Origin of the sequence: Epilithonimonas zeae, assembly GCF_023278365.1 — a bacterium.
GTDB classification, from domain to species: domain Bacteria; phylum Bacteroidota; class Bacteroidia; order Flavobacteriales; family Weeksellaceae; genus Epilithonimonas; species Epilithonimonas zeae_A.
In genome coordinates, this window is the sequence record NZ_CP075338.1 from 2,687,666 (window position 1) to 2,710,703 (window position 23,038).

The window sequence follows — 23,038 nt, forward strand, 5'->3', positions numbered from 1 at the left end:
AGTTTTATATTTTAGATTAATCTTTTATAATAAGACCTGCATATTTTCCATCAAATTCTACAACATACGGTTTAAGTCCTTTTGTTTCACAGAAATCTTTGAATGCTGCGTTGTCTCCGATATCATCACTCATAAAGATTCCATTTTTTCTAACTTTACTTAGTAATAAATTATAAGCCCAGATTCTGCCATCATAAGATTTATCACTGTCATAATGCACAACATCAAAAGAATTTGCTTTACCGAAAATCTTCGGTAAAGATTCCTTATCTGCATAACGATAGAGATCCCAGTTATTTCTATATTTCTGAGGAATTACACAACCTACGAAATCCTCACTCTGGTTTTGCAGAAGATAAGGCATATCCGAACTGTAAAGCGTTCCGTTTCTATGAACCAATGAAGCCAAAGCAGCGAAAGATGACCAGCCATAGGCCACACCTGTTTCCACTGTTTTTTGAGCATTCGTATATTCATTGATATAATAAATAACACTTAAAGATCCTGCTCCACCTAATTTAACTGGCGCTTTTGCCTGGATTTGCAATGCTTCTGCAAACTCCTGTGGAAATAGTTTTTCAAAAGGAATAAAAGTCGTGTTAAGAACTTTCTCTATAAAATCTTTTTCAGAAATTGCAATGGATGCACACCATTTCTCTGCTTCTTCTTTTCCTCTCAAACCGGAAGAACGGTTAAAGATGTTTTTCCAAATCTTTCTTCTTAACTCCGGGTATAAATCCGGACGTTTTAGATATGCAAAAAATGTTGAAGCAATCTCAGAGATTTTATTCATAAATTATGTTTTGAAATGCAAAAATACAAAAGAATTGCACAAACAATCTTTATATTTGTTTTTTTAGAATTATTTTTTTGATAACACATATAATGCAGAAAAAGATAAAAGTACTATTTCGTCATAGGTCTATGGAAATGGGAGGCGTAGAAAAGGTGATATTAAATCTTTTAAATAATTTAGACAAAAACAAGTTTGATATTACTTATCTTGTCAGTCTTTACCAAGGTGAATTGAGGGACAAAGTTCCTTCTTATATTAATTATATTAAAATCAATAAAGGAAAAGAAGATTTTTCTAAAAATACTCTCATCAGTAAATTACAGCTTGTTTACAGAGGATTAAAAATAAAATTCCTGGAAACATTTCCAAATCTTACAGATAAAATTTACCTCGATCAAAAATTTGATGTTGAAATTGCTTCTACTTATGCAGATTACAATTCGGTAATTAGAAGTTCCAACAAAAATTCAAAAAAAATAGGCTGGTTACACTCGGATATTACACAACCTGGGCTAAAAGAGATTTTACCCGAAATATTAGATAACCTTCAGCATTTTGATCACGTGATTTATGGTTCCCAACAATCTTATGATATTCTTCACGAATATTTTTCAGATATAAAAATTCAAAAAGAAAGTGTGATTCTTAATGCTATTCCAATAGAAGAATTGAAAGAAAAGGCTCAGGAATTTTCTGTAGATTATGACGGGATTCCAACTTTTATTTCTGTAGCAAGATTACACTTCAGAAAAGGATTCCATAAATTGGTGGAAGCTCATTATCTTCTTTTGAAAGAAGGTTTTAAACATCAGATTGTGGTAATTGGTGATGGTGATGAAAGAGAAAATTTGGAAAATCAAATTGCGCAATTAGGCGTTCAAGATACATTCAAATTATTAGGCACAAAAATGAATCCTTATCCTTATGTCAAGAATGCAGATTTCTATGTAATGCCATCCGAAACAGAAGGCTGGCCATTAATTATTGCAGAAACATTGATTCTCCAGATTCCAATTATCTCAACAAATGTGGGTGGGATTCCTGAGATGATTATACATCAGGAAAATGGCTATCTAACAGACTATGACTCAGAAAAATTGAAAGAGGCAATGAAGGAGTTTTTAACCAATAAGGCATTGGTAGACCACATAAAAATCAAACTTCAAGACTCAGAAAAGCAATTTGACAATCAGAAAATCTACAATGCTATTACTGAAATTTTAGAAAACTAAATTATCGTATTCTTCTGGCTTTTTTGAATTTATAAGGCAGATTATTTTTGATAAAGTCATCAAGTTTTTTTCTGTCTTTTTCTAGCTCTCTGGGATATATAGCATTTCCTTTTAGAATGATATCGCCATAATCTTCTATTGTGCATACGAACTGAGCGGGATTTCCTGCAAAAACAGTGTTAGGAGGCATAGATTGTGACAAAACAGAATTAGCCCCCAATATGCAATTATCTCCTATTTCTACGTGTTCTGTAATCACACAATTTAAAGCAATGGTACAGTTATTCCCGATCTTAATTCTTCCAAAAATACGCGCATCTTCATAACCTTCTATTTTGCGTAACATCGTAGTCGTTCCACCGTGATTTACAAATCTTACACCTGCAGCGATATTCACATTATCTCCTATTTCTATAAGGTAAGGTTCTGTCCCAAAATAAACTTTATCAGGTGTATTCAGGTTTTTTCCAACTTTCATACCTTTATATTTACAAATTTCTATATTGGCTTTGTTAAGTGTCTGTTCGTAAGTTGACTGAATTTTGAGAAGTACTTTGTAGAGGAATATCATCGATTCGTTTTTTGCAAAATTAAATATTAATTGACAATATCAATTCAATATTTTTCCCTATTATTAGTATATTTGTGAAGCTTATTAAAAAAAATAAAATGATTAATCTTGCTGCGATAGAATATTATCTCCCAGAAAACACATTAACCAATGCCGATCTGGAAAAAGAATTTCCGGAATGGGATGCAGCGAAGATTAATGCAAAAATTGGCATAGATACCAGACATATTGCCAAAGAAAACGAGACCTCTTTGGACTTGGCGTTTGAAGCGTGTCAGAAACTTTTCCAGTCTTACGATAAAAACAAAATAGACTTCATTCTTTTCTGTACACAGAGTCCAGATTATTTTCTGCCAACTACAGCTTGTATTTTACAAGACAAATTAGAGCTTAGAAAATCCATTGGTGCTTTAGATTTCAATCTTGGGTGTTCAGGATTTGTTTATGGATTAGCTTTAGCAAAAGGATTAATTTCTATAGGGATTGCAAATAATGTGTTGTTAGTAACAGCAGAAACTTACTCTAAATTTTTAGACAAAGAAGACAAATCCAACAGAAGTATTTTTGGAGATGCTGCAGCAGTTACCATTGTTGAAAAAGATGATTCTAAAGCAAATTTTCAGTTTTCTCTCGGAACAGACGGAAGTGGTTTCCAAAATCTTATTGTTCAAAATGGAGCTTCCCGCTTTAGTAAATCAGAGAATGTTACTTTGTTTATGAACGGACCGGAAATTTTCAATTTTACAATAGAGAATATCCCTGGTTTGGTACAGGACACATTAGCTAAGAATAATCTTGCGATGGAAGATATTGACTTGTTTGTTTTCCATCAAGCCAATACTTATATGCTCAATTATCTGAGAAAAAAATGCAAAATTCCTGAAGATAAATTTTTCATCGATATGAAAGATTATGGGAATACGGTATCTGCAACTATTCCTATTGCTATGAAATCTGCAATAGATCAAGGAAAAATAAAATCAGGAAGCAAAGTTTTAATGGCTGGCTTTGGAGTTGGATATTCTTGGGGCGCTGGAATTATAGAATTTTAAAAAATAAATATCTCAATATTATATGAAAACAAACGAGTTTTTAGAAAAACTACAGGACGAAATGGAAGAAGACAACGCATTGTCTCTTAGCACAAAATTTAAAGAACTTGAGAATTATGACTCGATGTCTATTCTTTCTCTAATTGTTTTTATTGATGAGAATTTCGGCAAAAAATTAGACACAAAACAGTTCAAAGATATCCAGACACTTCAGGAACTTAAAGAATTAATTGGAACTGAAAATTTTGAAGATTAATGTCTGATTTTTTTTCACTTAAAGATAAAATCATTGTCATTTCCGGAGCTTCTTCCGGAATTGGCAAATCTTGTGCAGAATTATGCGCAGAAGCCGGCGCTAAATTGATCTTATTGGGAAGAGACATTTCCAGATTAGAAAACGCTTTCAAAGATTTGAACTCAAAAGAGAAACCTTTATTCTTTCAGTTGGATATTACTTCAGAAGACGAGGTTAATCAATTATCAAAAACATTGATAGAACAAGGAATTAAGGTTTCTGGCCTTGTGCATTCAGCAGGCTTGAAACATACGTTACCTCTTAAAAATACTGGAGAAAAAATATTGGCTGAGAGTTTCAGCGTGAATGTCTTTTCCGGGTTTTATCTTTCCAGAGCTTTTTCACAAAAAAAACTGAAAGCTGAAAGTCAGAGTTTAGTCTTTATCTCTTCAATTGCCGGTGTAGTAGGCGAACCTGCAAATTTAGCGTATAGTGCAACAAAAGGTGCTTTGATTTCTGGAACCAAATCTTTGGCTCTTGAGCTAGCAAAACAAAAAACCAGAGTCAACTGTATAAGTCCTGCAATGGTTAGCACGCCGCTTAGCGAAAAAATGTTTGCCAATATAGGCGAAGAAGCCACTCAAAATATTCTGGACAAACATCCTTTAGGAATTGGAAATCCGGAAGATGTCGCAAAGTCTGTTATCTTTTTACTGTCCGATGGTTCCAGTTGGATCACGGGTACCAATCTTATTGTAGATGGTGGTTATTCTGCACATTAGTTAATATGTAAATTTTTTTATTTCCATTTTCATAATGTTATTCCATAAATAATATATTTGATTTTTGACCTCATTTGGAGTAAGAGTTTCTTATCTTTGCAAAAATTTAGGAAAGAGTATAATGATTAATATTGCAGCAATAGAGTATTATTTGCCCAAAAATATATTAACCAACGAGGATATTTCGAAAGAGTTTCCGGAATGGAGCGCCGAAAAAATCAAGGCAAAGATTGGTGTAGAGTCCAGACATATTGCTGATGAGTCTGAGACGGCTTTGGATTTGGCAGTTCAGGCTTGTGAGAAACTTTTCAAAAAATACGATAAAAGCAAAATAGATTTTATTTTATTCTGCACCCAAAGTCCCGATTATTTTTTACCTACAACAGCCTGTATTTTACAGGATAAATTAGGTCTTGCCAAGAACATTGGCGCATTGGACTTCAATCTTGGATGTTCTGGTTTTGTATATGGATTGACTCTTGCTCAAGGGCTTATCGCTTCTGGCGTTGCAAAAAATATCTTATTGGTTACCTCCGAAACTTACAGCAAATTCCTTGATAAAAGTGACAAATCCAACAGAACAATCTTTGGAGACGGCGCTGCGGTGACTATTGTGGAAAAAGATGAGTCTAAAGAGCACTATCAATTTTCTGTAGGCACAGACGGCAGTGGATTCAATAATCTAATTGTAGAAAAAGGAGCTTCCCGAAATAAAACAGAAGAGCAGCCTACTCTTTTTATGAAAGGTCCTAAGATTTTCACTTTTGCTGTAGAAAACATTCCGACTTTGATTCAGGATACACTTAAAAAGAATAAACTCAAGTTGGATGAGATTGATTTATTTGTTTTCCACCAGGCGAGTTCTTATATGCTGAATTATCTCAGAAACCTTTGTAACATTCCTGAAGAAAAGTTTTTTGTTGATATGAAGAATATTGGCAATACAGTCTCGGCAAGCATTCCTATCGCTTTGAAACTAGCTTTTGAACAAGGCAGAATAAAAGAAGGATTCAAAGTCATGGTAGCAGGTTTTGGCGTTGGTTATTCTTGGGGAGCAGGCGTTTTAGAATTCTAAAATTTGAAGAAGAAAATCCTTATCAGAATTGGTTCTCTTCGTCACGGTGGCGCAGAAAAAGTTCTGGTGACTTTCTTAAAAAACCTTCCTAAAGACAAATACGAAGTCGATCTGTTACTGAATCTCTATTCGGGAAAATATCTGACCGATGTTCCTGACTGGGTGAATGTTATGTACCTCAACCGTGGCGAGATGATTACCACCAACCGCCCAAAAGATCTTCCAAAAAAAATATACCGTGTTGTTTATCAGCAGTTGTTGAAGAAATATCCAAAGATTCTTTACAAAAGAAAATTGAAGAACAGACAATACGACATCGAGTTTGCTGCGATCCACGGCTTTATGGACGAAGTGCTGAACAGTCCGTTAAAGTCCTCCAAAAAACTGATGTGGATCCATAATGACCTGACTCAAGTAAGCGGCTACACGCCGGAAAAAATCAGACGTTTTTTCAATTATGACAAGGTGATGGTGATTTCTGAAAAGATTCAGAATACATTTCTTTCGTTAGCAAAAACCGAAGAAGAAAAATCAAAGATTGTAAGAATTTATAATCCTTTGGATACAGATGAAATTCTTACAAAATCAGAAGTTAGAAGTCAGAAGTTGGAAGACAGCGTAACGACGCTTCAAAACCCGGATCTCGAAACTCAGAACTTGGAACCCGTTTTCATTTCCGTAGGCACCGTGTTCCCTCAGAAAGGATTTGACAGATTACTGAGAGTTCATAAAAGATTACTGGACGAAGGTTTCCAACATAAAGTATTAATTGTTGGCGATGGTTACGATTTTGAGAATGTCAAAAAACTTAAAACAGAATTAGGCGTTGATGAATCCGCAACAATGTTGGGATTTACAGACAATCCTTATCCTTATTTCAAATCGGCAGATTTCTATGTTCTGAGTTCCCGTTACGAAGGTTTTCCTACTGTCCTGTTTGAAGCAATCACCCTGAAAAAAAACATCATTGCAACCAATGTTTCTGGTGTAAACGAAATGCTGGAAAATGGAAAATTAGGATTAATCACAGAAAACTCCGAAGACGGTATCTACAACGGAATGAAACAGGCTTTAACTAATCCCGAAAGTTTTAAAGCCTATCAGAAAAATCTGCAGAATTACGAGATGCCTTTCAATTTAGAAAATTCTGTGAACTCAATTATGCAAATCATTGATCAGTTATAGCAGCTAATTTGTCATTCCGTAGGAATCTCAATTAAAAATATTCCTATTTTTACACAATGAGTTATTCTATTATTCAAAAAGATTTTTACAGAGAAAGCGGGCGCTACCTATCCTCTTTTCAGATTCTGAAAAAATGTTTCAGTCCCAATCTGCATTACATTTATCTTTTGAGGAAAACTCAGAGACATTACAAAAAACCGATTATCGGCTTGTTCTACAAGTTGATCCTTCGCCATTACCAAATCAAATATGGCTTCCAGATCTATCCCGAAACTCAGATTGGAGAAGGGCTCTATCTCGGACATTGGGGACAGCTGGTCATCAATCCGAAAGCTAAAATCGGAAAGAACTGCAACATTGCTCAGGGTGTTACTATCGCCCAGGCTAACCGCGGCAAAAATGAAGGTATTCCAATAATCGGTGACGAAGTCTGGATTGGTCCCAATGCTGTCATTGTCGGAAATATTATTATCGGCAATAATGTTTTGATTGCGCCTAATGCTTATGTCACGACGGATGTTCCTGATAATTCTATTGTTGTCGGCAATCCTGCGGTTATTTCTTCAAAAGCCAATGCTACGGAGAATTATATTAATAATAAGGTTTAGCTCCAAAAATAGATCTTCAGAATAGCGGATAGAATTGCAATACTTCTGCTAAAACCAATAGTTCTTCTGTTCAGTCGTTTCAAATGGTTTCTCAGCGTGAGATTTTTTCTTTCGATGCCATTTGTTCCATATCTTTTGGTGTTATGAATCGATTTCGGAATCAGATATTGGTAATTCTTCAACTTGTCAGTGAATATCATTTTTGCCTTGGCATTCAATAAGGTTTTCACTATAGCATTTAGGGTTGTATTATTTCTTTTTCCAATATAAAACGCTGCGGTTTCTTTCGTCACTTTATCAATAGCATAAACCAGCCACATCGGATTGCTTTTCTTTCCGATAAAAAACCGCATTTCATCCAGTTCATAAGTCTTTCCGAATGGTGAACAGAAGATACAATATTTTCTGCTATGTTATTAATTCTTCTGAGCAATGTCGCAGCTGATATTTGCAATACTCTTGCTATAGAGCGGATACCAAGACCTTCTTTAGTCAATTGAATAATTAAGGAGTTAACATTAGAATAATAAGCTTTGTAGGTATAATAATCCAAAAATCTCTTGTGACATTCTTTACAGATGTATTGTTGTTTTCTGGTTTTTGTAATCCCATTTCTAATGATTTTGCTAGAATAACAAAAAGGACAAATTCCCGTATCACTAACTTTGACACATCTATAATGATTCCCAATCATTTGCATTCTATTTTTTCTCCAAAATAAACGAGAGCAGGTAATTCCTACTCTCGTTTTTAAATTTATTAATTATTATTTTATTTGATTTTCAATAAGTTAAAATTACTAATCATTGACATCACTAACTTTGGAACATTACCATAATATTGAACTCCTGTTCCTATTTGACCAAAAGCAGGTGCAATATTAGATGATTGCACTGAAAAAGGTTTTATGACTTCGAAAGCATTATACATTCCTGTATTTCCTGGGGGTAATGCACGCATTTCCATTGGAGTCCCATATTCTGAAAAATATTTCCCAAATGAAGAACCATATCTATCTATTTTTGTTCCAACTTCTAATGTTTTAGTTGTCCAATCGCCCAAAGCTCCACCATCTGCTGGATAATAATGTGCTAAAGTTTTAACTTCCGCTTTCTCAACAGCCATTTCTGCTTTCAAAACAGAAGGAACTGCCCTTCCTTTACTTACTCCTATTGCCAAACCACCTAAAAGGATTGCAAGGTTTTTGTTTTTAGGCTGGGCATTAGCAAGAGCTATTCCCAAAACATCAAAAACACTATCCATCATCACTACACCACCGCCCGTTCTCCACGATGCCTGCGTATTCTGTATTATCTCGGTATCACTAAAGGTCTGGGCAATCTTGGTCTTAGTAAAAATAATACCTTGGATATCATGTGCATTACCTGTTACTGGACCGTCGCTAGCAGTCGTTGTATAAATGCTGCCGACTCTTCCTCCATTACCCGAACCATTCCAGGAACTAAAGTAAGACCAAAAGTCTTGCCCTGTTCTCATATCTCCCCAGGCAGACAATGCGTGAGTCAGCATTCCTACATTTCCACCGCCATTTAAGTAATCATAAACACTTGAAATATCATCACCAGTAAACTCCCATCCATCTTTTGTAGGATTTACCTTCCTTCCGTCCGGATCATACATCATTATGGGATTGTTCAATACATACGCATAAGGAGAAGCAGAGTGGTATGTTTCAGAAAGCTGATCCATCCCAAACCATCTACCAAGGTCTGGCATATACTGTCGCCACCCGTAGTCGTAAAAACCTGTCTCCTGCAGCTCCTTCTGGTTGTACTTGTAGTTAGCATAGTTAGCAGAAGGGTTGTAGACCGCTGCTGCATCGCCACTATTGATAAAGTTAAGCCCAAAAGGGTAATAGTTATTCCCGTTCAGGTATTCTGCAGCACCGATAGCTGTGTTTCTGGCATAGCTTAGCCTTACATTCCCAAGATGGTCTTTGTACTGGTAAATATTTTTAATGAACTTCTTCTCTTTGTAAATAAAAAAATGGTATCACTAACTCTGATACACCTATTATGATTCTCAATCATTTAAGGCTTATTTTTTTATACAAAACAACCGATAGTAGATAAACCTATTATCGGTTTATTGATTTAATGATTCTTACTTTGACTGATTTTCAATAAGTTAATAACTTAAACCATTACCTTCACTAACTGTGGTGCATTACCCAATGAGTGGCTTTTTTGTTGTTATGCATCATTAATAGCATATTCAAAAAGTCTTTTTGCCGTTTCCTCTAATGATGGCTTATAACTCAAAGAGTTTAACCAATCATCAATAAATTCCTTAGCGAGGAAAACTTCTAATAAGTAATAATATTTAATTCCATTTTCTTCCTTAATTCCATTATCGTTTGGTTCAGCATAAGAAAGTATTATATCCGAGGTAAAATCTTCCAAGTTTGATTGGAAGATTATTGCTTCTTCATCAACTTCGTCAATTGTACTTATTAATGTTGTTAATTTCATATTTATGCATCATTTAGTCTATAATCTAAAAGTCTTTTTGCAATATGTGAATTTGAATATCCTTTACCTTTTAATTCTAAATCTGAATCAACCAAATCTATCGCATAGTCAACAGGAAATAATTCAATGTATTTTTGCCCTTCCTTTTCAAATACAAGGTCGCCTTCTGTTTCTTCAATTCCAAAAATTGAAACTTCCGAACTTATATCTAATGAATCTTTTAGACAAACAATCAGAGCTTCAGACTCTACATCGACATTCAGTTTTTCATATAAATCATTCAGCTTTTCAGGATTAATTAAATAATCAATAAAATCTATGTATTTCATCTTTATTTTTTTTAATTGTTTTTATATTAATATCCACCTCCCCAAATTGACATTCCACCTTTTCCTCCAGGATGCATTATTCCCCAATAAGAACTTCCTATTGTGTGTTGTGACTTAGGCACCAATTGCATCATTCCGCTACCTATATCGTGATGCCATACCCAATTAGTTGGCGACTTACCTAATATAGAACCAGCTGATGAACGTGGAATAGTAACCCCAAGCTCAGACATTGATTCTGCAAACTTCGCATCTGCTGCCATTGTTTCTGCCAATGATGTATTTGCTGATTTAAAATGAAGATACGAACTCTTTCCTGGATAGAGGTTATCTGCTAGTTTCATTTCATAAGCCACAGAATAAACTTCTGCCCTTGACTCTGCTCTCAAAACAGAAGGAGCTGCCCTACCTTTGGTAGCAACAATCGCCAAACCACCTAAAAGGATTGCAAGGTTTTTGTTCTTGGGTTCAGCCTTTGCAAGAGCTATTCCCAAAACATCAAAAACACTATCCATCATCACTACACCACCGCCCGTTCTCCACGATGCCTGCGTATTCTGTATTATCTCGGTATCACTAAAGGTCTGGGCAATCTTGGTCTTAGTAAAAATAATACCTTGGATATCATGTGCATTACCTGTTACTGGACCGTCGCTAGCAGTCGTTGTATAAATGCTGCCGCCTCTTCCTCTATTACCCGAACCATTCCAGGAACTAAAGTAAGACCAAAAGTCTTGCCCTGTTCTCATATCTCCCCAGGCAGACAATGCGTGAGTCAGCATTCCTACATTTCCACCGCCATTTAAGTAATCATAAACACTTGAAATATCATCACCAGTAAACTCCCATCCATCTTTTGTAGGATTTACCTTCCTTCCGTCCGGATCATACATCATTATGGGATTGTTCAATACATACGCATAAGGAGAAGCAGAGTGGTATGTTTCAGAAAGCTTATCCATCCCAAACCATCTTCCAAGGTCAGGCATATATTGCCTCCAGCCATAATCATAAAATCCAGTTTCCTAAAGTTTATATCTTCCCTTGATTTTGAAACATTTTTAATATCCAACAAACATTAATTAAAATAAATGCCAACATTGGAAGTAAAATTGGCCAAATATTATTTTTATGATTTGATTGTTGGATTTTTATTATTTCTTTATATTTTGATTTAAATAAGAATAAAAAATAGAAAGGAATAAAAAAAATAATCAGAATCACTATACCAAATTTAGGATTAACATTAATATTTGATTGTGGGATTATAAAAAATACAATTATCATAAAAATAATTGCTACATATAAAAAAGATATAAATGTAATTATTAATGTGCTAAAAAAAGAAGCGACATCTGCATTCCCAATGCGAACTTGAAACAAATAATATTTGTAAAACAAATAATAGAAAAAATTCCTAATTTTTCTCATATACTTAATTTTGTGGAATTTCTCCGAATCCATTAAAACCATCCGTTGCCGAATCTAATATAAAATATGCGGCACTAACCCCAAAACCTATAGGTCCTAAGAATCCTACTCCAGTCATAGCTAAATCTAGTCCATATTTCACACCCACTTTCCAATCTGTGCCACCATTTTTATAGTATCCAATTGTTTTCACAGTTGAATAAGCGGTAGTGGCAATTGTAACAGCTGTCCCTAGACTTTTTGCTACACTAAAATATTTTGAACCAGTATCTCCAAGTGCTTCAATTATTCTTATTTGTTGTGTAGCAGCATTTAATGCTCTAAATTCTCTTAATGTTAATCCTGCACTTTTTGTTACACCATACTCAATAAGTTGCGTTTTCACATCATTTCCAAAACCAAACGCTCCTAACCCTTGGTTTACCCTATCCCAATCTGCAAAAGCCTCCGTATTCTCATTAATCACATTCATAAAGGCATTGAACTGGGCTTGAGCCTGTTTTCCCCAGCCTGAACTATTTCCACTTACATAGACTGTAGGAATATTAATATAGCCTTCCCCTGTACTACTGCTATATCCGCCGCTATTACCGCCAATGCCTCCGCTGTTCCCAAAGGCATAGGTTCCGGTCCCACTATAGCCGACTGTGGAGCCTATTGGGCTATAGAAGCCCATATAGCTGGGCGTCATACTCCCAGTAAATCCGGTATTTATAAATGCACTACCAGTACCTGTGTTTGACCAGCTGGTATTAGTTTTATCTGGTGTCATATACCACATTGTCTTCATCCAATCCGGCATTTCTGTACTTCTTCCATCCGGGTCAAACATCATTGCAGGATTGTTCATCACATAAGCATAAGGACTTGTCGAGTTGTAAGTCTCTGACAACTGATCCATCCCAAACCATCTTCCAAGATCCGGCATATACTGACGCCAGCCGTAGTCATAAAAACCCGTCTCCTGCAGCTCCTTCTGGTTGTACTTGTAGTTGTAAACCGATCCCATCGTATCAAAGGATGAGCTGTTCCCCTGCATATTCATCCCAAAAGGATAGTAATCGTTTCTGTCAAGAACTTCTATGCTACCCAGTATCGGGATTTCTGCTATAACTCAAACGCACACTCCCTAAATGGTTTTTGTACTGGTAAAAATAAAATATTTCTTACAAGAAGTTTAACTTTATTCATATTTTTGTTCAAAATAATTTAAGATGAAATATATTTCCGTTTTTTTACTGTTAATATTATTTAGTTGTTCTTTTAATACTTATCGTGAAAACAAAGAAGAAGATAAAATTGAGGCAGAGAAAATTACTGAAAATTTTTATGAAATTACAAAAAGTGATAATCCATCAAATTTTCTTCCTTTATTTAGTGACGATTTTTTTAAAATAACTGATAAAGAAAGTTTTGTTAAGCTTTTTAATGAAACTAATAATAAATATGGAAAAATTTTGAGAGATTCTCTTATTCATTGGGAGACATTAGTTGTTGAAGGTAATAATCCTAAAGCTGAATATCTATTGGTGTATGAGGTAAGAAGAAGAAACACAAACTCTCAAGAATATTTTACTCTTCACAAAGAAAAAGGAGATATAAAAATATTCGAATATCATGTAAATATTGACACATTATCTACAAAAAAATGAGCAATATAGATTGCTCATTTTTTTATGGTTGATTTTTTAGGATTTTATAAAATTGGTATTTTGCAAAGGCATCCTTTCTATAAATTTGATATTCATATGAATCTTTAGATTTATAAATAGAATCTCCCACTTTTAAATCTTCAAAATCAGGAGCATAAAACCAGAATAAATAATTAAAATCATTCGCTCCTTCAAATTTTATAACCTTTGAATTTTCAAATCTAGGATTAGATTTTATCTCTTCAGTGATACCCGAAAGTTCTGATTTGTAAAATGCCCTGTCTTTATTTTTGTTCCAAAAAACAACAAACAAAATAGTTAAAAAAACTATTGAAAATAAAAACATTACATTCTTTTTATTCAATTCCATTTTTTAATAACCTTTTTTACCTGTTAACAATCCTGAATAATCAGCTATTCGACTTTTTCCATCAAAACCAACACCAATCCTTGTATTAGAAATAGTAAAACCCACACCTACTGAACCTTTAGCACCTATTGAAAGACCACTTGTTGTTGTATGCCATCTTCCTAAAACTGCTCCATTATTAGGATTGGGATCAAAACTCATAGAATAACCTCCATTTACACCTCCCACTACTGCTGCTGTACCTCCCATATACCATTCCATACCCACAACACTATTCAAACTTATATCGGAAACATTTCCAGAAAAACGGCTTGTAAAATAATTTAAATTATATTCGCCACCACCGCCAATAACTCCGCCTAAACTTGCAGTATTAAAAGGATCGACATAAATACCAGCATCTTTACCTCGTAAAATGAATTCTATTCCTCCAGACATTCCAAACTCTAACCCTCCGCCAGCAGAGGTACCAAGAGTTATTCCCATTCTGTCAGGCACTAACGATCTTGCAAAATTACTATTCCAAATACTATCCATAAAACCAGCCGCTTTATCTATCATATCAGACATCCATCCGTTGTCTGTAATATTTACCTTATGTCCATCCAACCCCTGTATGTGACTTCCTGTTGAATTTCCGGCTGCATTTGTCCAATAAGTATAAGAACCTGTCCCGCCTCCAGAGAGAAAATTATAAAAAGAAGTAAACTGGTCGTGCGGCATTCCGATTTCTCCGCCTTTAAAACTTCCGTTTCCTGTATTACTCCAAGAACTATAGGATGTTGTGTTGTCCCACATATCCTGTAACCAGTTATTACCACTGCTCTGGGTATATCGTCCATCTGGGTCAAAGAATGAGATAGGATTGTTCATCACATAGGCATATGGAGAAGTAGAACTATAAGTTTCTGACAATTGATCCATCCCAAACCATCTTCCAAGGTCTGGCATATACTGTCGCCACCCGTAATCATAGAACCCCGTCTCCTGCAACTCCTTCTGGTTGTACTTGTAGTTCGCATAGTTCGCAGAAGGGTTGTAGACCGCTGCTGCATCGCCACTATTGATAAAGTTAAGCCCAAAAGGGTAATAGTTGTTCCCGTTCAGGTATTCTGCAGCACCCGTAGCGGTGTTTTTGGCATAGCTTACCCTTACATTTCCCAGATGGTCTTTGTACTGGTAAATATACCGCTTATTTTCATAATCATAAAAACCTTCGGAAGTGGGAAAGAAATAAGGCTGGATCACCGCCTGATCTACCGGATCACTCGACAGCTGTTGTTCAGCCAGTGTGAAGGCTTCCCTTTGCCCGGCCGATGATGCATCCTTGGCAATTTCTGTGTCCGCTTCCACAGCAGTTTTCAAGGCACCGCTGTACGGCGTAGCATACACAAAGCCATCCAGGTATTCTGTTTTTATGGTTTGGGAAGACAAGGTAAATACTTTTTTCAGCTTCACACCGTCCGCACGGTAATAGTACTGGGTTTGGGTGGTGTTCTGCTCAATACTTTCCGGCAGGTTCAGAAAATTGTAAATCATTTCCTGAGTGATCTTCTTATCCGGCATCGTCAGCATATTCCCATTGGGGTCATAGGTATTGGTAAGCCCTCCGCCTGGATAGCCGCTTTTGTTGGCAGAGGCATCTGTAATGCTTGTGAGCTTGTTACCATCATAAAAGTAAGTAAGGTTATCCACCGCAGAAGGGGTGGTACCTTTCATAGGTTTCCCGTTTCGTTTCAGGGTGGCGATATTCCCATTGAGGTCATAGGATACTTCCTCATCATAATATTTAAGATAAGGCACTGTATGGCCAGGCTCCTGATAGCTGGCTTTGGTCAGCCGGTTGTTGCCGTCATAGATATAGCCATATCTTCTGCGGGTATTATCCGCTGAACTGTTCCAGTCCACTTCGGTGATATTCCCATTATGGCGGGCAGTGGCAAGGCTGGTGTTGGCAGGGTTGTTATATTTCAGCTCATAGGCAAATAATTTTCCGTTCAGGCTGGCAGGGTCGTTCACCTTGGTAAGCCATCCCCGGATATTGTAGCTGTAGTCTATGTTTTGCAGGTTGTTGCCCACTTGCTTATTAGTAACCTGCCCCAGCTCATTGTACGTATATTTGGCCAGCAGTTCTTCCGGATTGTTGTTGACCTGATGGTAATGTTCCTGCAGGTAGTTTCGGTCATTGTAGACAAAGCGCTCCTTCACAAGGATGGGAGTGTTGAGTGCTGTACGCTGATGACTGGTCTCTACCTTCTTCGTAATCCCTGCCCAATCCAATTCCGTATGAGTAACGGTAGTACCGCCTAAGTGGTTGATCTCCTGTGCGCCGATGCTTCTTCCCCGCTGGTCATACCAATAGTAGGTCTTGGTCCACTTATCATCGGAGATATTCTTCACATAGGACGCCGTAGGCAGTGTTTTGGTGCTTTGGCTTGCCAGGTTATCGGAAGAAAGGCTTGTTTCTGTTATGAGCAATGGCTTGGCTGGTGTCCCAGCTGGATACTCATCATAATAGTTGACGGAAAGAACAGTGCTGATGTCTATAAAATAATTATTACTGTAATAGACTTGTAATCCGTTTCTGGTAAAACCCGTACTGCTATACGATTCTGTAATAACCATATCTGCAATCACATTTTGTATATCTGCTCTCTCCACGTTGGGGTGAAAGCCTGTATAAATCACTCTTCCAAAGCGGTCATACTTAGTCAAGAGCCATTGGCCGTCTGCATTTATCCTGGCATCCCGGTACAGAATCAGGCGGTCGGCCTTGTCATACACCATTTCTTCTTTACCTTTGCCAGGCAGCTTCTTTTCTATCAATCTGCCTTTGGCATCGTAGCGGTAGACGTAGCACAGCTGGTCTTTTGCGGTTTGGTCCAGCGTTCCCAATGCAGAGGCCTTCGGTGGGATGATCATCACCAGCTGCCCATACTGGTTGTAGAGGTAATGGGTATCCAGCTTCTCTGTGCCGTTTTCCTGGCGGGTAACCAGCGTCTGCCCCATAGAGTTTTTGTAAACTATGGATACGTTACCGTCCTCATCCGTAGAGACAATCTTGTGAAGCGATCCTTTGGCATAGTTCTGTGTCTGGGTAACAGCCGGCTGAAAGACGCTCTCATCATCATCAGAAACGGCTTTGTATTGCTTGATCTCATCCTGCCCGATAAAGAGGTACGCTACTTTTTTGGTCTTGCCAGTGGACATTTGCCAGGCATCGCCCGGTGCTGCGGTCTCCACAGGGCGGCTAAGCGGCGAATCTTCTGTCCTGACTTCCGCAAACGCATTGGCAATACCATAATAGCTGTTGATGTCCGCTTCGGATACGGTTTGCATAGCGCCTGACCCGCTGGCTTTGGTAACCGGAAGATATTGTTTCGTCTGTCTGCCTGTCGCAGGATCATAAAAATAACCTGTAACCATATCTTGTCCACTATAAGTAGCGCCTATGGCGATGTCCTGCACAGGCCGGCCTAATCCGTCAGTATACTGTACATTCTGCACCTGCTTGGCGCTGTTATTGGAATTGGGATTAGAGGCATTGTATGTTACTGGCTCCTGATAGGTCCTGTTGTAGGTGTAGGTTCGATTGGGTGTAAAACTTTGAGAATTAAGCTTTCCAAATACACACAATGTCAAAATTATATAGGTAAAATGTAGTTTCATTTGTGTTGGTTTTAGTATGTGTATGGGCTCTGAATGTACTGCAGATACTTATTCTCTTTGATCACATTATGGTTATTATCTTCCACTCTTATCATTCTGTTCTGGTTGTCATAGAAATAGTATTCTGTAAAGCCGTTGGGCGAGGTCACGCTTTTGACTCCTATCAGCGGATCATAAGTGTAAGTAGTGATCAGATAATTTTTGAATTCAGGCTTTTTACGGAAGGTTTCCAGAGCATTTCTCAGCAGCTGTTCATTCGTATTGTCCGTACTACTGATGTCTTGATTGGATTTTTGAACAATATCCAATAGGTTTGCATCAGTTTGTCCCATCAAAGCCAAAATGTTATTATATTCTCCGCCCTCGATTTTAGCAATAGGTTGCGTTCCCCCATAACCCCATATGATAGCTGTGGTCATTCCCGATTTTGATCTGGTCTGCAGAACGTTGCCCATGTTATCATAGATCTCGTTGGTCTGTACTCCTGTGATCACATTGTTGATCCCGAAGGAGGTAACTGAGGATGGGAAGTAATTGCCTGTCTGGTTGTACTTGGTTTCAAGCTTGCCAGTCTGGATACCATTCTGTTTCTGGGTCACTTCCAATGGTACGGAAAACATATTAGCTCCCAATAACTTCGTATTGTTCTTTTCTGCAGCATATTGGTATTCTGTTTCCATCACTGTACCGTCTGCCATGGTTTTCTTTTCTTTCATCAGGTTATTGTTTTCCTGGTTGAAGGTCTTCTCTGAGGAGTCTGTTTGCGTATTACCCAAAACATCATAGGTGATCATATTGCTATTCGTTTTTTCCAGAAATGATTCCTGAGTATACATCTTAAACGCATCAACCCATCCGTAATGGCAATGTTCACAAAAAACATCGTATTCATACAATCTTGTAGCATCGTACGTTGGTAGCGTATAGCTGAACGTTATCAACTGTTGTTTATTGTTATGAGAATCGTATATTTCCTTTTTATCTAACAACCCCTTTTTGATAATATTAAAGTTTGGAGTTACTTTTTCATATGTGATCGTAGGATGTGGATATGTTGGAAAATCTTCAGTAGTTTTATAGTAATATTTGGTATAACCTGGTTTATCACTTTCAATAACTTTTATGTTTTTATAGATAATCGCTTCTTTCTGATCATCAGGAACAGCTACACCACTGGACACTCCGGCTTCATCGAAACGGCTGTAATCGAAAGTAACAGTTTTCCGAAGATCATATTGTGGATAGTTTAGAATGAAATTATTTGCTCTTTCATAATACTTTATTTGTTCAATACGAACACCTGAATTTGAAAGTGTTTTCTCATTAATAAACGGTGGTTCGGTATTTAATTTTTCGTATAAAAAAAGATATCCCCATCCTCCTGAACCAGTAATTTCAATATTCGCAGTGCCATCATTCGGAACTATAAAATAGCATTCATCACATTGCTTTTCAATGTCTGTATTATACCAATGAGTATTAGAATTATTATCTGGTATTGCATTATTTACTCTGTAGGAAAGTTTTGGTGGTGGCATTGGAATACCTCCTTTGTCAATGGGGCCATCAGGGCCAGGCCAGTCATACACTTCTTCCTTTTGAAAAAGAATGTAAATTCGACTATTGGGTGATTTATTGAGACCAGTAATGGGATATTTTTTTGAAATATGAGAGTCGAAGTCAATTTCCTTTACCATTTCTAAATATTGTATTTCAGGATCCGAAAAATCGAATGGACTTTTCATTTTTTCAATATATGAAGGTGCATTTTTATTTATATAATAATCTGTAGAACTTGCCTCAAATGCTTTTAGCTTATTGGCTCCAAATTCATACTCAATCTTTCCTCCACTGGGTGGATAGATGGCTTTGAGTAGACCGTACATAAGAAAATTAGGGTCTTCATTGGTATAAGCCTGATAAAAAACATCTTTCCAATATATATCGCTGGGACCATATTTTCTGGGATATGCAGAGGAATACTCAAATTTTGTTCTCTCTTCAATATTTAAGTTTTTTCCAAGTCTATCTAATCTACTTAAAACTCTAGTATAAATATCTTTAGTCGTAAAACCCTTATAATCGTCCCAATAATAATATGAATAGGAAGACGTTACTATATCTAAATTGAAAGCACTGATAATGTTTTCTTTGATATCCTTCAGAACGAAACTTTTAATATAATATCGGTCCTGAAAATCAAAATAGTTCTCACTGTCTCCGTGTTCAATATAGATTTTCCCGTATTTAGTAGTGATGTTTGCGGGTAGATATGTCCAGGCATCAACCAGTGTATTATTACTATGTTCTCTATATTTTATGTATTTTGTATTGTTGAACGCAGCTATTTCATTTCCTATTTGGTTCTCAATTTTTGTAATATAAAATGTATTTCTTATATTAGAACCAATGTTTTCGGTGGCATTACTATAATCATAGTCTAAAAAATAATATTTGTATCCTTTACTATCTGTTATAGTAAAGGATTTGACCGGGTTTGAATAAGTTGCTTCTCTTTCAAAATCTATTTTAATGTTACTTGGAGTTAATTTTATAATTTTAAATGTTAATCCTGTTGATGGTGTCCCAATTTTTTCAAATTTGAAACTTCCCTGCTCCCCGTTAAGGTTATAATAGTAAATGTCGTCAAATGGTCGATTATAAGGAATGTCATTTTCGTCTGTAGAAGTATTTATAATTTTTCGTGTAATGATAAAGTTACTTCCCGAAATCATCCAGTTCCTCGCAACCTGCCCGCTATACTCTCCCAAACGATAAGAATTAGGGTTATAACTTATACCAAAATTTAAAGTAAAATCCTTCGTCGCAGGGAGGCTGACCAAAGGATAAGAAATATCAGGAACCCCTGTCTGTGGTGCAATTGGTGCGAGAACCGATGCAGCTATAGAATTATCCTGGCTTTTATAAAATATACTTAATAGTAAAATAAATAATAATTGTATTTTCTTTCTCATGACTTATGTTTTATTCTTTCACGATTTTAGTAGTTAGCTTTTTGTCTTTCTGCGTTGGGATGTTTGCTTTGATAATGTAGACACCCTGCGGTAGTCTACTCATATCAATCTTCGTCACCTTATTCTTCGTTTGTAGCTGTTGGATAACTTTGCCAGCCATATCATAAATAGAGATATCCGCCGAAAACCCTCCAACAAGATCACTCTCAAACCCTCCAACACCTATCTCAACATAACAGTAGTCCTTCACAGGATTCGGGTAGATCTGGATATCTTTGTTCTCCATAAGGTTTTCTACATCACTGTCCAACAGTTTCACCACCTTCCAGTTTTCCTTACCCAATTCCTCGGCACTCGTTCCTGCCAAAATATACGAACCATCTCTGTTTAGGATGGCACTTGCCAATCGTTCTTCCTTCTTCTTGTCTTTGCCTTCCACATACTTTCGCCAAACCTCTTTACCATTCTTATCGATATACAACATCCAGAACGTCTCGTCGTTGCTTTGAACTTTACCCTCAGCCTGTGTAAAACCTCCAATCAAAAAACCTTTCGTTGCTTCCTGATTATTACTTGTTGTTTCTTTGATGGTGTTTATGGACATCAAAACATCTCTATTTTTGAAGTTATAAGACTGCTGCCACTGTTCATTCCCATCTTCATCCAATGATAGTATCCAAAGATCTGTTCCTTCCTCCAACTTAGCTCTCTTGTTACCGGATGTTTGTGATCTGCTTTCTCCTCCAATAATGTAACCTGAATCACTTAATGCCATTGTCCGGATATGGTCATCTTCACTTCCACCGAAATTCTTCTCCCATTGTACAGTGCCATTCTTGTCCAGCTTTACTATCCAATAATCCCCTTCTCCATAATTCCTATCTGTCTTGCCATAAAAATTAACATCATAGGATTCTGAATTCTGTTTATCTGAATTCGATTCAGCATTATTGGACTGATTGTTTGAGGAAGATGCAGAATTACTGTTTTGTGTTAATGATGTACTCAGATCTTTAGAATTGATTTTAGATTTTGATTGTCCTTCATAAATACCGCTTCTGGAATAGATGCCCATCAACACACCTCCATCTTTTGTAGGAATCACTTTCTCCACCTCATCCAGACCTTTACCGCCCAAAATCATTTGGTTGATCATTTTTCCCGTTTTATCCAGTTTGGTCACAAAGACGTCCTTGGATCCGTAACCCTGCTTCGGGTGGTTGGTAGAGCCTGCAACAACAAAACCCTGATCTGCGGTTTGAGTCACACTTCGGGCTTCCTCACTGTATCTGGTTCCGATGGTTTTTTGCCATTCTTCTTCACCGTTCTCATCAATCTTAATGATCCAGATATCAGAAGAGCCATTAGATTTGTCTGTCTTATCCAATGCCTGGGACGAATACGAAGTGCCGGCTAACAAAAAGCCGCCTTCCTGCGTCGAGATAGTAGAGCTGAGATAGTCGTGCTGATTACCTGAAAAGTATTTTTCCCAAACCTTCTGACCTTGTTGGTCTAGTTTGAGAATATGGTAATCGTAACCTTGATTAGTTGAGGGTTGACCGTTGTTGGTTGATGGATTCTGGCTCTTCTGGATAGAACTGCCCGAAACCAGGTATTGCCCATCAATCGTAATGGCTAAGCCCGAAAGAAAATCCTGGGTATTGGACTCAATGTTCTTTTGCCACGAAACTTTTTGTGAAAAAAGCACGGCAGAAGACAACAGCAATAGCGTGGTAGAAATCTTTTTCATATTTGAGTTTTCTTATTAGTTATGGTTCACGGTGCAATAATAGCACAGCAATGCGTCAAATCTTGTCGCATTATAATTCTTGCGCAAAAATAATGTTATTTCTTAATCCTCAATTACGGGAAAACCGTAAAACACAAACTTTTACAGCATTTTTTCGGAAATAATGCTACCATCGAACCAACATCGAACAAAGGATATGGAAGGGATATACAACGGATATAGAATGGTTATACAACTATCGAAGAATGGATATACAAGGGATATACAAAGGATATACAACTACTCATATTATGTTAAATAAAAATTCGTAAACAACAAAATATCAGTAGATTAAAAATAAAAAAACATTCGCAACTTCAAGCACTTAATATTAGAAATGTCACACTGAGCGGAGTCGAAGTGCCTTAACATTTCACCATCAATCAAAAAACACATTCAGGTTAAAGCTCTCGAAGCCACATAAACAAAATTCCTTGATGAGCGAAGCATCCTCGCGCCTCCTAAAACATACCCAAAAACAAAAACTTCGCGTCTTTGCGTTTAAAAAAACTCCAATAATCCCACAGCATAACACTGTCACACTGATCGGCGTCAAAGTGTCTTAACATTTCACCATCAATCAAAAAAACACAGTCAGGCTAAAGCTCTCGAAGCCACATAAACAAAATTCCTTGATGAGTGAAGCGTCCTTGCGCCTCCTAAAACATACCCCAAAACAAAAAACCTTGCGCCTTTGCGTTTAAAAACATCTCCAATAATCCCGCAGCATAACAATGTCACACTGAGCGGAGTCGAAGTGTCTTAACATTTCACCATCAATCATAAACCAATGTC

The 23,038-nt window shown here is 36.8% G+C and carries 21 protein-coding genes and 1 pseudogene; 8 read left to right on the top strand and 14 right to left on the bottom strand.

Annotated features, from left to right (window positions below):
* Positions 1 to 16 precede the first annotated feature (16 nt).
* Positions 17 to 793, bottom strand: a complete 777-nt coding sequence (locus KI430_RS12080; RefSeq protein ID WP_248875121.1) for a class I SAM-dependent methyltransferase — start codon at positions 791 to 793, stop codon at positions 17 to 19.
* Positions 794 to 885: 92 nt separating this feature from the next.
* Between KI430_RS12080 and KI430_RS12085 the strand changes: the two genes are divergently transcribed.
* A complete protein-coding gene (locus KI430_RS12085; RefSeq protein WP_248875122.1) occupies positions 886 to 2,028 on the top strand; it encodes a glycosyltransferase in 1,143 nt (380 codons plus the stop codon).
* A 1-nt stretch (position 2,029) separates the two neighbouring features.
* On the opposite strand, the gene KI430_RS12090 is transcribed toward KI430_RS12085, so the two are convergent.
* On the bottom strand, positions 2,030 to 2,599 hold the full coding sequence (locus KI430_RS12090; protein WP_248875123.1) for an acyltransferase: 570 nt from the start codon (positions 2,597 to 2,599) through the stop codon (positions 2,030 to 2,032).
* Positions 2,600 to 2,697: 98 nt separating this feature from the next.
* Here KI430_RS12090 and KI430_RS12095 point away from each other — a divergent pair, with 98 nt between their 5' ends.
* From KI430_RS12095 to KI430_RS12120, 6 genes are all read left to right on the top strand, one after another.
* Positions 2,698 to 3,651 carry a 3-oxoacyl-ACP synthase III family protein gene (locus tag KI430_RS12095; RefSeq protein WP_248875124.1) on the top strand — a complete coding sequence of 318 codons (954 nt, stop codon included), beginning with the start codon at positions 2,698 to 2,700 and terminating at the stop codon, positions 3,649 to 3,651.
* A gap of 22 nt (positions 3,652 to 3,673) precedes the next feature.
* Positions 3,674 to 3,907, top strand: a complete 234-nt coding sequence (locus KI430_RS12100; RefSeq protein ID WP_248875125.1) for a phosphopantetheine-binding protein — start codon at positions 3,674 to 3,676, stop codon at positions 3,905 to 3,907.
* Positions 3,907 to 4,668: an SDR family NAD(P)-dependent oxidoreductase gene (locus tag KI430_RS12105; RefSeq protein ID WP_248875126.1), complete on the top strand. Its 762-nt coding sequence runs from the start codon at positions 3,907 to 3,909 to the stop codon at positions 4,666 to 4,668. Before KI430_RS12100 ends, KI430_RS12105 begins: the two co-directional genes overlap by 1 nt.
* A gap of 121 nt (positions 4,669 to 4,789) precedes the next feature.
* Entirely contained in the window at positions 4,790 to 5,743 is a 954-nt protein-coding gene (locus KI430_RS12110) for a 3-oxoacyl-ACP synthase III family protein (protein WP_248875127.1), read from the top strand.
* Between the two features lie 3 nt (positions 5,744 to 5,746).
* Positions 5,747 to 6,928 (top strand): glycosyltransferase, encoded by a 1,182-nt coding sequence (locus KI430_RS12115; RefSeq protein ID WP_248875128.1) that lies wholly within the window; start codon positions 5,747 to 5,749, stop codon positions 6,926 to 6,928.
* A 56-nt stretch (positions 6,929 to 6,984) separates the two neighbouring features.
* The gene (locus KI430_RS12120; RefSeq protein WP_248875129.1) at positions 6,985 to 7,536 is read left to right on the top strand and encodes a serine O-acetyltransferase; all 552 of its coding nucleotides are present in this window, start codon (positions 6,985 to 6,987) and stop codon (positions 7,534 to 7,536) included.
* Here the strand turns inward: KI430_RS12120 and KI430_RS18085 are convergent.
* From KI430_RS18085 to KI430_RS12155, 7 genes are all read right to left on the bottom strand, one after another.
* Positions 7,533 to 7,889 carry an IS1 family transposase gene (locus tag KI430_RS18085; protein WP_317231431.1) on the bottom strand — a complete coding sequence of 119 codons (357 nt, stop codon included), beginning with the start codon at positions 7,887 to 7,889 and terminating at the stop codon, positions 7,533 to 7,535. The two genes, KI430_RS12120 and KI430_RS18085, sit on opposite strands and share 4 nt — an antisense overlap.
* 418 nt (positions 7,890 to 8,307) lie before the next feature.
* A complete protein-coding gene (locus KI430_RS12130; protein WP_317231450.1) occupies positions 8,308 to 9,537 on the bottom strand; it encodes a glycohydrolase toxin TNT-related protein in 1,230 nt (409 codons plus the stop codon).
* Positions 9,538 to 9,749: 212 nt separating this feature from the next.
* Positions 9,750 to 10,028, bottom strand: a complete 279-nt coding sequence (locus KI430_RS12135) for a hypothetical protein (protein ID WP_248875130.1) — start codon at positions 10,026 to 10,028, stop codon at positions 9,750 to 9,752.
* A 2-nt stretch (positions 10,029 to 10,030) separates the two neighbouring features.
* Entirely contained in the window at positions 10,031 to 10,357 is a 327-nt protein-coding gene (locus KI430_RS12140) for a hypothetical protein (RefSeq protein WP_248875131.1), read from the bottom strand.
* A gap of 26 nt (positions 10,358 to 10,383) precedes the next feature.
* The gene (locus KI430_RS12145; protein WP_248875132.1) at positions 10,384 to 11,346 is read right to left on the bottom strand and encodes an HNH endonuclease; all 963 of its coding nucleotides are present in this window, start codon (positions 11,344 to 11,346) and stop codon (positions 10,384 to 10,386) included.
* Between the two features lie 43 nt (positions 11,347 to 11,389).
* Positions 11,390 to 11,788 (bottom strand): hypothetical protein, encoded by a 399-nt coding sequence (locus KI430_RS12150; RefSeq protein ID WP_248875134.1) that lies wholly within the window; start codon positions 11,786 to 11,788, stop codon positions 11,390 to 11,392.
* Positions 11,789 to 11,792: 4 nt separating this feature from the next.
* Positions 11,793 to 12,827 carry an RHS repeat-associated core domain-containing protein gene (locus KI430_RS12155; RefSeq protein ID WP_248875136.1) on the bottom strand — a complete coding sequence of 345 codons (1,035 nt, stop codon included), beginning with the start codon at positions 12,825 to 12,827 and terminating at the stop codon, positions 11,793 to 11,795.
* A gap of 175 nt (positions 12,828 to 13,002) precedes the next feature.
* On the opposite strand from KI430_RS12155, the gene KI430_RS12160 reads away from it, so the two are divergent.
* Positions 13,003 to 13,440: a hypothetical protein gene (locus tag KI430_RS12160; RefSeq protein WP_248875138.1), complete on the top strand. Its 438-nt coding sequence runs from the start codon at positions 13,003 to 13,005 to the stop codon at positions 13,438 to 13,440.
* Between the two features lie 22 nt (positions 13,441 to 13,462).
* On the opposite strand, the gene KI430_RS12165 is transcribed toward KI430_RS12160, so the two are convergent.
* The 5 genes and pseudogenes from KI430_RS12165 to KI430_RS12180 all read right to left on the bottom strand — a co-directional run bounded on the left by KI430_RS12165 (position 13,463) and on the right by KI430_RS12180 (position 22,204).
* Complete coding sequence (locus tag KI430_RS12165) at positions 13,463 to 13,810, bottom strand: hypothetical protein (RefSeq protein ID WP_248875140.1); 348 nt, start codon at positions 13,808 to 13,810, stop codon at positions 13,463 to 13,465.
* Positions 13,811 to 13,813: 3 nt separating this feature from the next.
* Entirely contained in the window at positions 13,814 to 15,889 is a 2,076-nt protein-coding gene (locus tag KI430_RS12170; protein ID WP_248875141.1) for an RHS repeat-associated core domain-containing protein, read from the bottom strand.
* A gap of 1,194 nt (positions 15,890 to 17,083) precedes the next feature.
* Positions 17,084 to 17,479: pseudogene (locus tag KI430_RS18135) on the bottom strand (DUF6443 domain-containing protein); the annotation flags it as partial.
* Between the two features lie 11 nt (positions 17,480 to 17,490).
* On the bottom strand, positions 17,491 to 20,454 hold the full coding sequence (locus KI430_RS12175) for a hypothetical protein (RefSeq protein ID WP_248875143.1): 2,964 nt from the start codon (positions 20,452 to 20,454) through the stop codon (positions 17,491 to 17,493).
* 10 nt (positions 20,455 to 20,464) lie between these two features.
* Complete coding sequence (locus tag KI430_RS12180; RefSeq protein WP_248875145.1) at positions 20,465 to 22,204, bottom strand: T9SS type A sorting domain-containing protein; 1,740 nt, start codon at positions 22,202 to 22,204, stop codon at positions 20,465 to 20,467.
* Positions 22,205 to 23,038 lie beyond the last annotated feature (834 nt).

Bases quoted from the DNA above. Each gene is read 5' to 3' on its own strand.
- KI430_RS12080 (WP_248875121.1), bottom strand. From the start codon at position 793: ATGAATAAAATCTCTGAGATTGCTTCAACATTTTTTGCATATCTAAAA.
- KI430_RS12085 (WP_248875122.1), top strand. From the start codon at position 886: ATGCAGAAAAAGATAAAAGTACTATTTCGTCATAGGTCTATGGAAATG.
- KI430_RS12090 (WP_248875123.1), bottom strand. From the start codon at position 2,599: ATGATATTCCTCTACAAAGTACTTCTCAAAATTCAGTCAACTTACGAA.
- KI430_RS12095 (WP_248875124.1), top strand. From the start codon at position 2,698: ATGATTAATCTTGCTGCGATAGAATATTATCTCCCAGAAAACACATTA.
- KI430_RS12100 (WP_248875125.1), top strand. From the start codon at position 3,674: ATGAAAACAAACGAGTTTTTAGAAAAACTACAGGACGAAATGGAAGAA.
- KI430_RS12105 (WP_248875126.1), top strand. From the start codon at position 3,907: ATGTCTGATTTTTTTTCACTTAAAGATAAAATCATTGTCATTTCCGGA.
- KI430_RS12110 (WP_248875127.1), top strand. From the start codon at position 4,790: ATGATTAATATTGCAGCAATAGAGTATTATTTGCCCAAAAATATATTA.
- KI430_RS12120 (WP_248875129.1), top strand. From the start codon at position 6,985: ATGAGTTATTCTATTATTCAAAAAGATTTTTACAGAGAAAGCGGGCGC.
- KI430_RS18085 (WP_317231431.1), bottom strand. From the start codon at position 7,889: ATGCGGTTTTTTATCGGAAAGAAAAGCAATCCGATGTGGCTGGTTTAT.
- KI430_RS12135 (WP_248875130.1), bottom strand. From the start codon at position 10,028: ATGAAATTAACAACATTAATAAGTACAATTGACGAAGTTGATGAAGAA.
- KI430_RS12140 (WP_248875131.1), bottom strand. From the start codon at position 10,357: ATGAAATACATAGATTTTATTGATTATTTAATTAATCCTGAAAAGCTG.
- KI430_RS12145 (WP_248875132.1), bottom strand. From the start codon at position 11,346: ATGCCTGACCTTGGAAGATGGTTTGGGATGGATAAGCTTTCTGAAACA.
- KI430_RS12150 (WP_248875134.1), bottom strand. From the start codon at position 11,788: ATGAGAAAAATTAGGAATTTTTTCTATTATTTGTTTTACAAATATTAT.
- KI430_RS12155 (WP_248875136.1), bottom strand. From the start codon at position 12,827: ATGCAGGGGAACAGCTCATCCTTTGATACGATGGGATCGGTTTACAAC.
- KI430_RS12160 (WP_248875138.1), top strand. From the start codon at position 13,003: ATGAAATATATTTCCGTTTTTTTACTGTTAATATTATTTAGTTGTTCT.
- KI430_RS12165 (WP_248875140.1), bottom strand. From the start codon at position 13,810: ATGGAATTGAATAAAAAGAATGTAATGTTTTTATTTTCAATAGTTTTT.
- KI430_RS12175 (WP_248875143.1), bottom strand. From the start codon at position 20,454: ATGAGAAAGAAAATACAATTATTATTTATTTTACTATTAAGTATATTT.
- KI430_RS12180 (WP_248875145.1), bottom strand. From the start codon at position 22,204: ATGAAAAAGATTTCTACCACGCTATTGCTGTTGTCTTCTGCCGTGCTT.